Here is a 13,972-nt window from a genome sequence, read left to right as displayed (position 1 = left end):
TCAGGCCTGTTCGTCGGTTGAGCCGAGCGGGCCGAGCAGCCACGCTCCCGGCCCGTCCTCGTCCTCCGAGAAGTAGTACGCACGCAAAGCGGCCAGCAGGTCCTCGGCCCCGATCATCCCGTCACCGTCGTGGTCGAGCCGCGCGTGCACGGCCTGTGCGTCGGCCTCGGACACGTCCATCAACGCCCGCGACCACCGCACGTGCTCGTCCACGCCGAGCAGGCCGTCGCCGTCGTGATCGGCGACGGCCAGCAGCGCGTCGAGGTAGGGCACGTAGACGTCGTCGAACGCCTCGGGACGTCCCAGCAGGCCGCGCACGAACGCCGTCCGGTACTCGGCCAGGCTCATCCGGCCGTCGTCGTTGACGTCCGCCACGGCGGCCAGGTGGCCCCACACGCCCAGCAACTGCTCGTGGAACCGCTTGGCGCGCAGGTCGTCGGCGGTCAGGCCGAACGCCGAGGTGAGCCGGGCGCTCGCGAGGTCGAAGTCGGAGCGCTCGACGTACCCGTCCCGGTTCCTGTCGTAGATCTCGAACCTGCGCCTGAGCCTGCGGTCCAGGAACGCCGTGGTCTTCATACCCCCTTGTGTACCCCGTCAGCGCTTCCTGAGGCGTGCCGGGGCACCCACGTAGTCCGCCAGGTGTTCGCCGGTCAGCGTGGAGCGGTCGGCGACCAGTTCGGCGGGGGTGCCCTCGAACACGACCTTGCCGCCGTCGTGACCGGCGCCGGGACCGAGATCGATGATCCAGTCGGCGTGCGCCATCACGGCCTGGTGGTGCTCGATCACGATCACCGACTTGCCCGCCTCCACCAGGCGGTCCAGCAGGCCGAGCAGCTGCTCGACGTCGGCCAGGTGCAGGCCGGTGGTCGGCTCGTCCAGGACGTAGATGCCGCCCTTGTCCGCCATGTGCGTGGCCAGCTTCAGGCGCTGCCGCTCGCCGCCGGACAGGGTCGTCAGCGGCTGGCCCAGCGACAGGTAACCGAGGCCGACGTCGTTCAGCCGCTCCAGAACCGCGTGCGCCGCGGGAGTGCGAGCCTCGCCGGAGCCGAAGAACTCGACGGCTTCGGCGACGGGCATCGCGAGCACCTCGGAGATGTCACGGCCGCCGAACTTGAACTCCAGCACGGCCTGGTCGAACCGCTTGCCCTCGCAGACATCGCAGGGCGACTCGATCGTCGCCATGATGCCGAGGTCGGTGAACACCACGCCGGCGCCGTTGCAGTTCGGGCAGGCGCCCTCGGAGTTCGCGCTGAACAGCGCCGGCTTCACGCCGTTGGCCTTGGCGAACGCCTTGCGGATCGGCTCGAGCAGACCGGTGTAGGTGGCCGGGTTCGAGCGGCGCGAGCCCTTGATCGGGGTCTGGTCGACCACGATCGCACCGGCGTCGCGCGGCATCGACTGGTGGATCAGCGACGACTTGCCCGAGCCCGCGACACCTGTAACCACGGTCAGCACCCCGAGTGGGATGTCGACGTCCACGTCGCGCAGGTTGTTCGCGCAGGCCCCGCGGATCTCCAGAACGCCGGTCCTCTCCCGCACCATCTCCTTCAACGACGCCCGGTCGTCGAGGTGGCGGCCGGTCACCGTGCCGCTGGACCGCAACCCCTCCAGCGAGCCCTCGAAGCAGATCGTGCCGCCGCCCCGCCCGGCACCGGGACCGAGGTCGACGATGTGGTCGGCGATCGCGATGGTCTCGGGCTTGTGCTCGACGACCAGGACGGTGTTGCCCTTGTCCCGCAGGCGGAGCAGCAGGTTGTTCATGCGCTGGATGTCGTGCGGGTGCAGGCCGATCGTCGGCTCGTCGAACACGTAGGTGACGTCGGTCAGTGCGGAGCCGAGGTGCCGGATCATCTTGACGCGCTGTGCCTCACCGCCGGACAACGTGCCCGCGGGCCGGTTCAGCGACAGGTAGCCGAGGCCGATCTCGACGAACGAGTCCAGCGTGTGCGCGAGCTTGTCCACCAACGGCGCCACGGACTTGTCCTTCAGCGAACGGACCCAGTCCGCCAAATCGGTGATCTGCATGTCACACAGATCCGCGATCGACTTGCCCTTGATCTTCGACGAGCGCGCCGCCTCGGTCAGGCGGGTGCCCGAGCACTCGGGGCAGGTGCCGAACGTCGCCGCGCGGTCGACGAAGGCGCGGATGTGCGGCTGCAGCGCCTCGCGGTCCTTCGACAGCATGGACTTCTGCAGCTTCGGGATCAGGCCCTCGTAGGTCAGGTTGATGCCGTTGACCTTGATCTTGACCGGGTCCTTGTAGAGGAAGTCGTGCAGCTCCCGCTTGGTGTACTTGCGGATCGGCTTCTCCGGGTCGATGAACCCGGACTGCGTGAACGTCTGCACGGTCCACTGGTTGTCGATGTTGTAGCCGGGGACCTTGATCGCGCCCTCGAGGATCGACTTCGACTCGTCGTAGACCTCGGTCAGGTCGATGTCGGAGACCTGGCCGCGGCCCTCACAGCGCGGGCACATGCCGCCCGTGATGGAGAACTCGCGGCGCTCCTTGATCTTCTGGCCGCCCTTCTCGATCGTCACGGCACCCGCGCCGGAGATCGAGGCGACGTTGAACGAGAACGCCTGCGGGCCGCCGATGTGGGGCGTGCCGAGACGGCTGAACAGGATGCGCAGCATGGCGTTCACGTCGGTCGCGGTGCCGACGGTCGAACGGGGGTCGGCACCCATCCGCTGCTGATCGACCAGGATCGCCGTCGTGATGCCCTCCAGGAGGTACACCTCGGGACGCGGCAGCGTCGGCATGAAGCCCTGGATGAACGCGCTGTAGGTCTCGTTGATCAGCCGCTGCGACTCCGCGGCGATCGTGCCGAACACCAGCGAACTCTTGCCGGAACCGGAGACACCGGTGAAAACCGTCAGGCGGCGCTTCGGGATCTCGACGTCGACGTCGCGCAGGTTGTTCACGCGTGCGCCCTGCACGCGGATCAGATCGTGGGTGTCGGCATCGTGCGCCGCCGGTGCTGTCCTGGTCATGGCGCAGAACCTAACTCGGACGCCTCGCTCCTGCCTTCTTGATTCCTGATTACTTAGGCACGGATCCGGTAGTGGTAGGTGCAGACCTCACGGAACCCCGTCCGTTCGTACAGCCGGAACGCCCTGGAGTTCGCCTTCTCCATCTGCAGGTACATGTGGTTCGCCTCGCGCGCGGCAGCCCACGAGGCCAGCGCGGCGAGCACGGACCGTGCGGCGCCTTGACCGCGTGCGTGCGGCAACGTCGCCATCCCGAACACCCCGGCCCACCCCTGCTCGGCGACCGCACGTCCCACGGCCACCACCTGGTCGTCCACCGCAGCGTACGCGTAGGCGCTGGGGTGTTCGACGCGGCTGAACAGGTCGCGTTCGGCGCTGACGTCCCGCGTGGTCACGGCCTGCCACGCCGCCAGCCACTCGTCAGTCGGCCTGGACGTCACCTCGCCCGCGTCGGCGCGGGCCTGGCGCAGCACCTCGGCGGTCGAGGCGATCTGCAGGGACATGTCATGACCCCGCGCATAACCCCGGTCGTCGAGCCGCACGTCGAGGTCGTCCGCGCAGATGCCGGGCGTGATCTGGAACCGCACCCCGGACCCGCGTTCGGCGCAGAACTCCTCCGCCACCGCGACCCGGTCCTCGCGGTCGTGGGGCAGCACCGCGCTCACCCACCAGGCGTCGCCGGGGGAGTGCCGCAACCACCAGCCGCCTGCCTCCTCGACATGCGCGGCGGGCTGGGCGCGTGCCGCGTGCTCCTGGAGCGTTTTCAGCAGCACGTCAGTTCAACGACCCCGGCAGGTGGTGGACAGCAGGCCGTCCTCGTCGAATGCCCTCGGAGTCGTACGTCCGGAACCGGCTGGCCGGCTCGGGGTCCACGAAGGCGGTGATCTCCATACGGTCCTTCTACCGCATCGGGGACTGGAGTGACACGCCTGGTCTCAGACTGTGAGTCCGGAGCTCAACGCCGGCCCAACCCGGACAGGGCGCTCGCGACGACGGCCATCCCGATGACACCGATCACCGCCGCGATCCCACCGACGGCCGGTTTCGACATCTGCTGGACGTGGGCGACCGGCTGCGGAGGTACGGGTTCGGCGGGTGCCGGTTGGGGAGGTGCCGGCACGGGCTGGGCGGGCCCCGGTGGCGGTGGTGCGGACACCAGGTCGATCCGCACGACCGCGTTCTCGCTGATCGCGGCGCCCGCACCCGCGCCGGACACCGTCAGCCGGGAGTTCACCGGTGCGGCGACCTGGCAGGTGTAGGTGAGGCGCTCGCGGGGCTGCAGGACCGGGAACTCGCGGCGGCACGCGGCGGGCTCGCCGCTCACCCGCACGTCGCGGACCGCCAGGTCGGACGGGTTCCCGATCGTGATCGTGACCGTCACGACCTCGCCGGCCTGTGCGCGGTCCTTCGACCAGACCGCGCTGATCGTCAGCCGTGGGTAGATCACCCTGACCTGCACGGACGCCGACGCCTCGACCTTGCCGCCGATCCGGTCGGCCGCCGTGACGGTGGCGGTCAGCGGCCCGCTCTCGTCACCGGCCGGCGCCGTGCAGTCCACGGTGGCGGTGGCGGCGGGGTCGAGGTGGGTCTGCATGGGGTCACACTCCCCACCCGCCCGCGCGACGAGGTCGTGCAGCGGGGTGTCGCCGGTGTTCGCGACGGTCGTCGTGAACGTGACGGCCTGACCGGGGAGCGCGGTGATCGGTTCGGTCGTCGTGCTCGCGCGCAGCGCCGGGTGCAGCACGTCGACGGACGAGGTCTTCGCGGCCGCGAGCGGATCTCCCGCGAGGCTCGTTCCGCTCGCGGTGACGGTCGTCGGGTAGTCGTCGTCGGCCGCCGTCGACGAGCAGGTACGGGTCGCGCTCGCGTGCGGGGCGATGGTGCCGATCTGCTGGCCGCACACGGTCACGTCGGCCGCCGGGGCGTCACCGGCGTTGGTGACGGTCGCGGTCTGGGTGACGATGTCCTTCGGGTGTGCGGCGGGGTTCTCCGGGTCGACCGCCAGCGTGAGCTCGGGCAGCGGGAACGACCACGCGACGCTCTGCACCAGGAATGCGTCGTCGGCGCGCTTGAACACCAGTTCGGCGCTCTTGCTGCCGGGCTGGAGGACGTTCTCGCCGAGCGGCACCACGCGGGCGTCGACGCTCATGTTGTTCGGATGGGTGGCGCCCTGCGCGGACGAGACGAACGCGTTGTGGCCGGCGATCGAGGTGCCGTCGACCAGCACCTGGTCGCCGTCCGTGGCCCAGTCGCCCTCGTAGGCGGTCATACCCACACGGATGACCCCACCCGCGGGGTGCGTCGGCGCGATCGGTGTGCTGAGCACCGACTTCCTGGTGGGAAGGCGGACGTGACCGCCGTGCACCGCGATGTGCCGCCGGGCGGGCGCCGCCGCGGTGGCACCGGCGAACTTCCACACGACCGTCAGCGACCAGCCGCCGAAGCAGTCGAACCCCTGGGGCGCCCAGATGTTGCCGACCGTCACGGTGCCGCTCGTCAGGGCACGGGTGACGTCGGCTTCGGCGGTGTAGAAGGCGTTGTCGGTGTGGGAGAGCTCGTCCGGCGAGTCGATGACGAACGTGCCGGGGCTGACGCTCGTGCCGTTGAAGATGATCGGATCCTGCGGCTTCCCTGGCGGCGTGACCGCGTTGTGGCACGTCGCGCTGCCCGCCCAGCCCAGCTTGGCGTAGGCGACGGTCGCACCGGCCGGGATGCTGAGCCGGGCGCTGGAGGAGTTGAACGTCGCCGGGTCGGCGTCGACGTCGGTCCACGACATGCGGTGGCCGTTGTTCAGCGCCGAAGGGCCCCGGCCCTTGCGGTTCAGCGCGTCCACACAGGACTGCGGGGAGTACTTGGGGGCGGGACCGGCCTGCTCGGGCGTCGGGCAGGTCAGCACGGAGTTGCCGACGACCGTCACGTCGCCGTACACGGCCTCGTTGAACTGGGAGCGCCACACCTCGGCCGCGGCCACCGGAGGGCCGGGGGCGAGCAGCCCGGTCAGCAGCACGACGGCGATGAGGGGCAGTGCACGCATGCCACGCCTTCCGGTCGGGTCCGGCCCAGGTTGGCACGGCTCGACGTGGTTGTCACCGGTCGCCGATCCCGCCCTTCTCACTCTCCGTTGAGGACAGTGCTGTCACCGTTCTCCTATTCGGGTAACGGGCTTTCGCCGTTCGGATCCGATGTGGACCTGCAGTGCGCACGATCAACCACCGGATGGTCTCGACGGGCGGGTAAGACCGCCGGGAAGCGTGGTGTTGGTGGTCAAACGGTGTCCGCTGTGGGGAGATGGACACCATGTGGACCCCGCTGGTCATCGTTCTCGTGTCGGTGGTCGTGACCGTCGTCGCCTGCCTGGTGTTCGGGCGGTCACGCGCCCATGAGCAGGCCGATGACAGAGACGCGGACTCGCGCGGTTTCCTGGGCGCGGTGATCAGCGGCCTGTTCATCGTCTCGCTGGCCTTCTACGTCGTGATCGTCTGGGAGGCGAACGGCGCCGCCGAGGACAACGCCTCCCGCGAGGCCGCCGCCGTCGCCGACGTCTACTGGCAGACGGTGGTCATGCCGCAACCGCAACGCGACCACATCCGCGGGCTGCTGACCGAGTACCCGAAACTGGTGGCGGACAGGGAATGGCCCCGGCTGGCCGCCGGCGAGTCGGACGAGACCACGACCGAGACGCTGAACTCGCTGCACTCCGAGATCCTGTCGCTGCCCACCTCGCCGGACCAGGTGAAGACCGCGCGCGAACGGTCGTTGGAACGCCTGCGCGAGATCACCGACCTGCGGCGGGACCGGATCGGCTCGGCCGGCGGAGTGGACGACACCGGCAGGCTCATGCTGATCGGCACGATCGCCGGGGCCGCGGCGATGATCATTTTCCCGTTGATGATCGGGTTCACGGCCCGCATGCGCCACATCCTGCAGATGAGCGTCACGGCGGCGATCCTCGCGTTCGTGTGCGTTTTGTGCGCGGGGATGACACAGCCGTTCGACGGTATGTTGCGCGTGGAGCCGGACTCGTTCACGAGCCTGACGGAAGAACTCGCGGGCATTCCCGCCGAACAGGGCCGGTGAAGTCGTAGAAGCCTTCTACGCCTGCTTCTTTCAGGTCAATTTGGATCCGAAATGATGGAGCACGGGGGAGCGGCGGGACTAATTTCTCCACCATGCCAAAGAGAGTGTCCACTGTGCTGGGACGCGAGTTCGGTGACAACCTCCGCGCCATGATCGCCCGGACCGGCCTGAAGGAGTCCGAGCTGGCGCGGCGGGTCGGCTGGGAGCACGCCAAGCTGTCGGATCTCGTCAACGGCAAGGGCGGTACCTCCCTGGAGGAGTTCACCTTCCTGCTGGGGATGTGCGGCGCGAAGCCGGAGGAGTTCCAGTACCTGAAGAAACTTTTCCTGGAGTCACGGGAGAAGGGCTGGCTGCAGCTGTACGAGTCGGTGCTGCCGCCGCACGTTCGAACGCTGATCCAGCACGAACGGCTCGCCAAGGAGATCGTGATCTGGAGCTCCCTGTTCATTCCGGGGCTCCTGCAGATCGAGCCGTACGCGCGCGCCGCCGCTGAGTACTCGCCCTTCGTCAAGGAAGAGAACATCGGGGAGTGGGTCTCGGCTTGGATCGATCGGCGAGGCATCGTGGCGGGGCACAAGAAGTTCGTCTTCTACGTCTACGAGCCCGTGTTGTACTCGCATGTCGGTGGCGCCGACGTACTGACTGAACAACTCCACGAGCTGCTCCGCATGTTGGTACGGCCGTACATCACCCTGCGGATCCTGCCCGCGGGACGTGCGCTCACCGGTGACTTCACACTTCTGAAGTTCGAGAAGTACGAGCCAGTCGTCTTCGACGGAGGTTTGAACTCGGCTTTGTTCCTCGACGACAAGGCGTCGACCAGTCTCTACCTGGATGCGGTGAAGGCGATGGACCGCGTCGCCCTCGGTAGGGAAGAATCCAGGGAGTTGATCACCAGCATCGTGTCGTGAGGAGGCTCGGATGACCGAGTGGCGGAAGAGCAGCTACAGCCCGACCGGCCAGGACTGCGTCGAGATCGGGCATGGCGTCGGCATCCGGGACTCGAAGGCGCCCGCCGCCCACCTGCCGGTCGAGCCGGCAGCGTGGGCGGCATTTCTGCGGTTCGTCAGTAACCGCGGTCGGGCATGATCACCCAAAGCACGAGGTAGACGACGAACTGCGGTCCGGGAAGAAGGCAGGAGAGCACGAACAGAAGGCGCACGGTGCTCGCCTTCATGCCCCAGCGCTGGGCGAGCCCCGCGCAGACGCCCGCGATCCTCCGGTTGGTCCTGGGCCTGCTCAAAGCAACTGTCGTGGTCATATCTCCACAATGCGCCCGCGACCCCACGTGTCGCATCGATGTGAACCCTGGTTTTACCCGGATGAGCTACGTCACGAAAATCCAGGGCTTTGCGATGTTTGGGAGGTCGCGGGCTAACCGACGGACGCCGTGGAGAGCTGGTCGACGAACCTCAGGCACGTGGTGCGCATCGCGTCGACCGTCATGGCCTTCGAGCCGGCCAGCACCTGGAGCGCGAGGCCGTCGAGCATGCTCACCATCATGTTCGCCAGCTCGACCGGGTCGCCCGGCGCGAGGATGTCGCCGGAGGCTTGGCCGTCGCGGAAGATGCTCGCCACGATGTCGCGCCACTCGCCGTAGAAGCGCTCGTTGAGCTCCTGCAGCTCAGGGCTGCGGATCGCCTCGACCCACAGCTCGGCCCAGACCTTCCACGCCTCGACGGTCACCGCGCCCTCGGGCAGGTACGACTCGACGACCATGCGCAGCCGGGACAGCGGCGGTTCGTCCGACTCGAGGATCCACCGGCGCCGTGCCACCGAGACCTCGAAGCAGTGCTCGAACGCGGCGTCGGTGAGCTCGCGCTTGGTCTCGAAGTAGTAGTGGACCGTGCCGCCGGAGACACCGGCGTCCTTGGCCACGTCGGACACCCGGAGGTGGCGGAAACCCTCGGCCGCGATCACCTTGCAGGTGGACGCGAGGATCTGGGCCTTGCGTTCGGCTTCGACGCTTGGACGGGGCATCCGTCACCTCCTGATTTACAGCGAACCTTACCGAAACGGGGGACGCGGCAGGCGCTTGTCGGCCTTTCCTGCTGTGACCAGAGGCGGTCGAGGCGCAATCGTGACGCCTCTGGGCTGGTGAAGCCCACCCAGTTCGGCAACGACCGAATCGCGAATCCTGTCGACATCGACATCCGGTCCTCCGGCGACCAGGAACACGTGCACGACCCGTCCGGCCGCCCGAGGGCCTGAACAGCGTTGGTCGCCTGTGGACGGTGACTGCGACGCAAGGCCGACGAAGGCCATACGTCCCCGTGTACTCCGGACCTCGTACGCTGCTCGGGTGGTCGCACCCCCCGTCGCGCCGGAATCGCCGGAATCGCCCGCCCGCAGGCGGAAAGTGAGCCCGCCGGTGCTGTTGCGCCTGGCACTCGCCATCACCGGCGGTGTGCTGGTCTACCTGAGCTTCCCGCCGCGTCCGCTGTGGTTCCTGGCGCCGGTCGGGTTCGCGTTGCTGGCGTATGTGATCTACGGCAAGCGTGCGCGCGCCGGGTTCGGGTACGGGCTGCTGTTCGGGCTCGGGTTCATGGTGCCGTTGCTGCGGTGGACGGGGGAGTTCGTCGGGCTGATCGCCTGGCTGCCGCTGGCGCTGGCGTGCGCGTTGATGATCTCGATCGGCACGACCGCGATGGCTGCCGTCTCGCGGGTGCCGGGGTGGCCGTTGTGGGCGGCGTGCCTGTGGGTGGCGGACGAGGCGCTGCGCGGGGTGTTCCCGTTCGGTGGCTTCACCTGGGGCAAGATCGCGTTCGGGCAGCCGGAGGGCTGGTACCTGCCGCTCGCCTCGCTGGGCGGGGCGCCGCTGGTGACGTTCGCGGTGGTGCTGACCGGGTTCGGGCTGTTCTGGGTCGTGCGGAACTGGAAGCTCGGCGTGCCGCTGTTCGTCGTGCCGCTGGTGGTAGGCCTGGGGGTACCCGTGGGGGTAGACGCTTCCGCCGGGACGGTCACCGTCGCCGCGATCCAGGGCAACGTGCCGCGCGCGGGCCTCGACTTCAACGCCCAGCGCCGGGCCGTGCTCGACAACCACGCCCGCCGCACGACCGAGCTCGCGGCCGCGATCGCACGAGGTGAGGCGGAGCAGCCGGACATCGTGATCTGGCCGGAGAACTCGTCCGACATCGACCCGTTCCGCAACCGCGACGCCGCCGCGGTGATCGACGCGGCCGCGAAGGCGATCAAGGCGCCGATCGCGGTGGGCGCGGTGGTGGTCGACCGGGGCGACGGGCTGCCGCGCAACCAGGTGGTGCTGTGGGACCCCGAGAAGGGGCCCACGGACACCTACACGAAGCGCAAGCTGCAGCCGTTCGGCGAGACGATGCCGATGCGGTCGTTCTTCCGGCTGTTCTCCTCGACCGTGGACCGGGCGGGCGTCTTCCAGGCCGGTTCGGACCCGGACGGTTTCGTCATGGGACCGGCGAAGGTCGCGATCGACACATGTTACGAAGTGGCGTTCGACTCAGTGGTCCGCGACTCCGTGACGGCCGGCGCGACGATCATCGCGATCCCGACGAACAACGCCACGTTCGGGTACACGGAGATGACCTACCAGCAGCTTTCCATGTCCCGGGTCCGCGCGGTGGAGCACGGCAGGGCGGTGGTCGTGGCGGCCACCTCAGGCGTCAGCGCGATCGTCGAACCCGACGGTTCCGTCACTCGGAAGACTGGGCTTTTCACGTCCGACGCCCTGGTCGCGACACTGCCGCTGCGGTCACAGACTACGCTGGCGACTTGGCTAGGAGCCTGGCCCGAGCGAGTGATTGCCGCTGCGGGCCTTGTGGCGTTGGTGCTGGGCTTCACCCGACGACGGAAGGACTCAAATGGCGCAGCAGCCTGACCAGGAACTCGGGCAGGTGCTGGTGGTGATCCCGACCTACAACGAGCGGGACAACATCGGGAAGATCGTCAAAAGGCTACACACGGCACTGCCCGACGTGCACGTGCTGGTGGTCGATGACGGCAGCCCCGATGGCACCGGGCAGCTCGCCGACGAGATGGCGGCCGCGGACGACCGCGTCCACGTGATGCACCGCACCGTGAAGGCAGGCCTGGGTGCGGCGTATGTCGCCGGCTTCCAGTGGGGGCTGGAGCGCGAGTACGGCGTCATCTGCGAGATGGACGCCGACGGCTCACACGCACCGGAGCAGCTGCACCGGCTTCTCGACGCGCTGCCGCAGGCCGACCTGGTGCTCGGCTCGCGCTGGGTGCCGGGCGGCGAGGTCGTGAACTGGCCGACGCAGCGCAAGCTGCTGTCGCTGGGCGGCTCGCTGTACTCGCGGCTGGCGCTGGGTGCGAACATCCGTGACATGACGGGCGGCTACCGGGCGTTCCGCGCGGACACCCTGCGCAAGCTGAACCTCGCCTCGGTCGCGTCGGCCGGGTACTGCTTCCAGATCGACCTGCTCTGGCGGACGCTGGAGCTCGGCTTCCGGGTGCGCGAGGTGCCGATCACGTTCCAGGAGCGTGAGTTCGGCGAGTCGAAGATGAGCGGCAACATCGTGCGCGAGGCGTTGATCCGCGTGACGAAGTGGGGTCTGCGGCGGCGCGGGAACCAGGTCAGGGACCTGGTCGTCGGTAAGAAGAGGAAGTAACCGGGCTGCGGGAAAGGGCTTCGACCTCGTGTCGGAGCCCTTTTCGCTGCCGGTCAGCGGATCGGGTAGCCGGTGGCGACGACGAGGTCGGCGACGGCGGCCAGTGTCGTGGCGGGGTTGAGCGCGGTCACGACGGCCTCGGTCAGCGGCTGCCCGGCGTAGATGTGCCGCACCGCCTCGAGGTCGACCGGCTGCTCGTAGTAGTCCTGTGCCCACTCCCGGAACGCCTCGGGCGTGCGGTCGGTCAACAGGGCGAACAGCCAGTCGGCCCCGTCCGCGTCCTGGTCTCCGTCGGGGAAGGCGATTTCTCCGTGCCGCCAGACGGTGTCGCCGTGCTCGCGCCACAGACACACCGTGACGCACGGCGTGTCGGGCCCATCGGAGAACGCGGGTTCCTTCACGCACTCCCGGAACACGTCGGGCACGGTGTCGAGAACGCCGGGCCACGGCTCGTTGTCGTCGGTGGCGTAAGGACTCATCGGCGACTCGTGGTCGAAACCGCGCACGTACGCCCCCGCGGCCGTGAACACCACCGAGTACTCGTTACCCGCGCCGTCGTACATGGACGCCATCTCCTCACCAGGCGCCCACGCGGTGTCGTAGAGGTGGTACCGCTCCTCGTCGTCGGGGCTCAGCACGACGTCCAACGTGGCCATCGCACGGCACAGCGCGCGCAGTTCCGGGATGGCGGGCAGGCAACGAGCAACGTCGTACACGGTCACGCCGACATCCAAGCAGGCCGGCCCGGTCATGACAGGCGGAACCCGCGGCACCGGAACACGCGGCTGTACCGGTCTGCTCGGCGGCGGCCGGGACGAACTCCCGCAGCACCTCCATCCCGGTGACCGCGGGCGCGCCGGACGGCTCCGGGCCGAGCACGCGGGTGAGGACCGGCCCGAGGACCTCGCGGAAGAAGCGGCCCAGTGGACGTCCTCGACGATGATCACCAGGCCGTCGCGGTCCAGCGTGGTCGCGATCGCGTCGAACACCCGGAACCGGTCCTGCGGCACCTCGGCGTCGTGCGCCAGCACCAGGTCAGGGTCCGCTCCGGCCGCCCGCAGCGCCTGCCGCCACGGCCAGAACGCGGGCGCACCGGCGGTCTCGACGCAGTGCCCCCACACGACCTCCCGGCCGATCGCGAGCGCGTGCCCGGCGAGTTCCTGGGCCAGCCGGGTCTTGCCGATGCCCGGTTCGCCGCCGCAGAGCACCAGCCGTCCGGTGTCCGCCGCCAGCCACGACCGTGCCGCGGCGAGCTCCCGACCACGCCCCACGACCCTCACGCCTGGATATCGCGCCGGCGTGGAACCCCGTTTCTCTCGAATGCCTCGATAAATGGCTGGCGGTGGCGGAAACGGTCCGGCAAGGTGGTCCGCATGCGTCGCTATCGCAGCTATCCGCCCAGCTCAGGCTCTCCGTCGTGACGCCGTAAGGCCTCATCGACGTCGAGAGCCGCCCACCCGCGCACAGCGGGTCAGGGCGGCTTTTTCGTGCGCTCGGAAAATCGCCGGACAATGGTGGAGATGGGGCTGTGGAGCCCCGCCCGTCTGTAAAACGGGAGCCTCGCGCGAAGTCGGTTCGACTCCGACCTCCACCACCAGCCGTTGCGCCACCGGGGTGAACCCCGGCAACGACCCCCTTCCTCCGCACGACCTACCGGCGAGGGAAGGGGAAATCATGTCGATCGACATCCAGCAGCCCCGGCCGCTAGGCCTGGTCGGGAGCCGAGTCCACATCGCCGGCACCGCGGGCGGGGCCTTCGAGGCGCAGTTCAACTACCGGATCCACGAAGGGCACGACGAGGTCGTCGGCGGGTTCATGGCGGGCGACGGAGTCGGCGGCCACGGCCAGTTCCACGTCGAGGCCGACGTGTCGGGTGCGTCCTTCGCGCTCGACCGGCTCTTCGTCGAGGTGTTCTGGGTGTCGCCGAAGGACGGCGCCGAGCTCGACAAGGTCATCGTGCCGGTGGTGTACGGGCCGCGGATCGTGCCCGGCTACCGCGTCTACCAGGAGTACACGATCAAGGCGGGCGACACGTTGTGGGCGATCGCCACGCACTTCTACGGTGCCGGCAACCTCTACACCCGGCTGGTGCGGGCGAACCCCCACGTCATCACTGACCCGAACGTGATCAGTCCGGGAAGCGTGATCCGCGTTCCCCAGTCCTGACCGCTCCCGGTGACCACGGCGCTACCGTCCGTGGTCACCGGCTCGGCCGTGAGTTGGGACACGGGCTCAAGTGAAGCTGTGCCGAGGACCTGGTGGCTTGTTGGTTTCATACAAACCACGCTGCTCAACTCGCTTCG

The 13,972-nt window shown here is 68.8% G+C and carries 13 protein-coding genes and 1 tRNA gene; 7 read left to right on the top strand and 7 right to left on the bottom strand.

The features are described from left to right. The 4 genes from ACRSBM_RS20680 to ACRSBM_RS20665 all read right to left on the bottom strand — a co-directional run bounded on the left by ACRSBM_RS20680 (position 1) and on the right by ACRSBM_RS20665 (position 6,022). On the bottom strand, positions 1 to 576 hold the full coding sequence (locus ACRSBM_RS20680) for an EF-hand domain-containing protein (RefSeq protein ID WP_434445270.1): 576 nt from the start codon (positions 574 to 576) through the stop codon (positions 1 to 3). Between the two features lie 18 nt (positions 577 to 594). Next, a complete protein-coding gene (locus tag ACRSBM_RS20675) occupies positions 595 to 2,991 on the bottom strand; it encodes an ATP-binding cassette domain-containing protein (protein WP_434445269.1) in 2,397 nt (798 codons plus the stop codon). 53 nt (positions 2,992 to 3,044) lie between these two features. Then, positions 3,045 to 3,761: a GNAT family N-acetyltransferase gene (locus tag ACRSBM_RS20670; protein ID WP_434445268.1), complete on the bottom strand. Its 717-nt coding sequence runs from the start codon at positions 3,759 to 3,761 to the stop codon at positions 3,045 to 3,047. Between the two features lie 182 nt (positions 3,762 to 3,943). Continuing rightward, entirely contained in the window at positions 3,944 to 6,022 is a 2,079-nt protein-coding gene (locus ACRSBM_RS20665; protein WP_434445267.1) for a hypothetical protein, read from the bottom strand. Between the two features lie 254 nt (positions 6,023 to 6,276). Here ACRSBM_RS20665 and ACRSBM_RS20660 point away from each other — a divergent pair, with 254 nt between their 5' ends. From ACRSBM_RS20660 to ACRSBM_RS20650, 3 genes are all read left to right on the top strand, one after another. Continuing rightward, positions 6,277 to 7,065: a hypothetical protein gene (locus tag ACRSBM_RS20660; protein ID WP_434445266.1), complete on the top strand. Its 789-nt coding sequence runs from the start codon at positions 6,277 to 6,279 to the stop codon at positions 7,063 to 7,065. A gap of 92 nt (positions 7,066 to 7,157) precedes the next feature. Continuing rightward, positions 7,158 to 7,976, top strand: a complete 819-nt coding sequence (locus ACRSBM_RS20655; protein WP_434445265.1) for a helix-turn-helix domain-containing protein — start codon at positions 7,158 to 7,160, stop codon at positions 7,974 to 7,976. 10 nt (positions 7,977 to 7,986) lie between these two features. Continuing rightward, positions 7,987 to 8,154, top strand: a complete 168-nt coding sequence (locus tag ACRSBM_RS20650; protein ID WP_434445264.1) for a DUF397 domain-containing protein — start codon at positions 7,987 to 7,989, stop codon at positions 8,152 to 8,154. Here ACRSBM_RS20650 and ACRSBM_RS20645 read toward each other — a convergent pair. Beyond that, on the bottom strand, positions 8,132 to 8,326 hold the full coding sequence (locus ACRSBM_RS20645) for a PspC domain-containing protein (RefSeq protein ID WP_434445263.1): 195 nt from the start codon (positions 8,324 to 8,326) through the stop codon (positions 8,132 to 8,134). The two genes, ACRSBM_RS20650 and ACRSBM_RS20645, sit on opposite strands and share 23 nt — an antisense overlap. Before the next feature lie 113 nt (positions 8,327 to 8,439). Then, positions 8,440 to 9,045, bottom strand: coding sequence for a TetR/AcrR family transcriptional regulator (locus ACRSBM_RS20640; protein WP_434445262.1), 606 nt, complete (start codon positions 9,043 to 9,045; stop codon positions 8,440 to 8,442). 322 nt (positions 9,046 to 9,367) lie between these two features. On the opposite strand from ACRSBM_RS20640, the gene lnt reads away from it, so the two are divergent. Together lnt and ACRSBM_RS20630 are read left to right on the top strand one after the other, a co-directional pair. Then, a complete protein-coding gene (lnt, locus tag ACRSBM_RS20635; protein WP_434445261.1) occupies positions 9,368 to 10,915 on the top strand; it encodes an apolipoprotein N-acyltransferase in 1,548 nt (515 codons plus the stop codon). Next, positions 10,899 to 11,669, top strand: a complete 771-nt coding sequence (locus ACRSBM_RS20630) for a polyprenol monophosphomannose synthase (protein WP_434445260.1) — start codon at positions 10,899 to 10,901, stop codon at positions 11,667 to 11,669. Before lnt ends, ACRSBM_RS20630 begins: the two co-directional genes overlap by 17 nt. A gap of 53 nt (positions 11,670 to 11,722) precedes the next feature. On the opposite strand, the gene ACRSBM_RS20625 is transcribed toward ACRSBM_RS20630, so the two are convergent. Continuing rightward, positions 11,723 to 12,940 carry an ATP-binding protein gene (locus tag ACRSBM_RS20625; protein ID WP_434445259.1) on the bottom strand — a complete coding sequence of 406 codons (1,218 nt, stop codon included), beginning with the start codon at positions 12,938 to 12,940 and terminating at the stop codon, positions 11,723 to 11,725. Positions 12,941 to 13,182: 242 nt separating this feature from the next. Between ACRSBM_RS20625 and ACRSBM_RS20620 the strand changes: the two genes are divergently transcribed. Then, positions 13,183 to 13,266, top strand: a tRNA-Tyr gene (locus tag ACRSBM_RS20620). A gap of 77 nt (positions 13,267 to 13,343) precedes the next feature. After that, positions 13,344 to 13,835, top strand: coding sequence for a Gmad2 immunoglobulin-like domain-containing protein (locus ACRSBM_RS20615; protein WP_434445258.1), 492 nt, complete (start codon positions 13,344 to 13,346; stop codon positions 13,833 to 13,835). Positions 13,836 to 13,972: the final 137 nt, after the last annotated feature.

The organism is Lentzea xerophila, assembly GCF_051094245.1.
Taxonomy (GTDB): domain Bacteria; phylum Actinomycetota; class Actinomycetes; order Mycobacteriales; family Pseudonocardiaceae; genus Lentzea; species Lentzea xerophila.
This window is presented reverse-complemented; position numbering and strand designations above follow the sequence as displayed.

Coding starts and splice junctions, on each gene's coding strand:
- ACRSBM_RS20680 (WP_434445270.1), bottom strand. CDS start 576: ATGAAGACCACGGCGTTCCTGGACCGCAGGCTCAGGCGCAGGTTCGAG.
- ACRSBM_RS20655 (WP_434445265.1), top strand. CDS start 7,158: ATGCCAAAGAGAGTGTCCACTGTGCTGGGACGCGAGTTCGGTGACAAC.
- ACRSBM_RS20660 (WP_434445266.1), top strand. CDS start 6,277: ATGGACACCATGTGGACCCCGCTGGTCATCGTTCTCGTGTCGGTGGTC.
- ACRSBM_RS20650 (WP_434445264.1), top strand. CDS start 7,987: ATGACCGAGTGGCGGAAGAGCAGCTACAGCCCGACCGGCCAGGACTGC.
- ACRSBM_RS20640 (WP_434445262.1), bottom strand. CDS start 9,045: ATGCCCCGTCCAAGCGTCGAAGCCGAACGCAAGGCCCAGATCCTCGCG.
- ACRSBM_RS20665 (WP_434445267.1), bottom strand. CDS start 6,022: ATGCGTGCACTGCCCCTCATCGCCGTCGTGCTGCTGACCGGGCTGCTC.
- ACRSBM_RS20645 (WP_434445263.1), bottom strand. CDS start 8,326: ATGACCACGACAGTTGCTTTGAGCAGGCCCAGGACCAACCGGAGGATC.
- ACRSBM_RS20630 (WP_434445260.1), top strand. CDS start 10,899: ATGGCGCAGCAGCCTGACCAGGAACTCGGGCAGGTGCTGGTGGTGATC.
- ACRSBM_RS20615 (WP_434445258.1), top strand. CDS start 13,344: ATGTCGATCGACATCCAGCAGCCCCGGCCGCTAGGCCTGGTCGGGAGC.
- ACRSBM_RS20675 (WP_434445269.1), bottom strand. CDS start 2,991: ATGACCAGGACAGCACCGGCGGCGCACGATGCCGACACCCACGATCTG.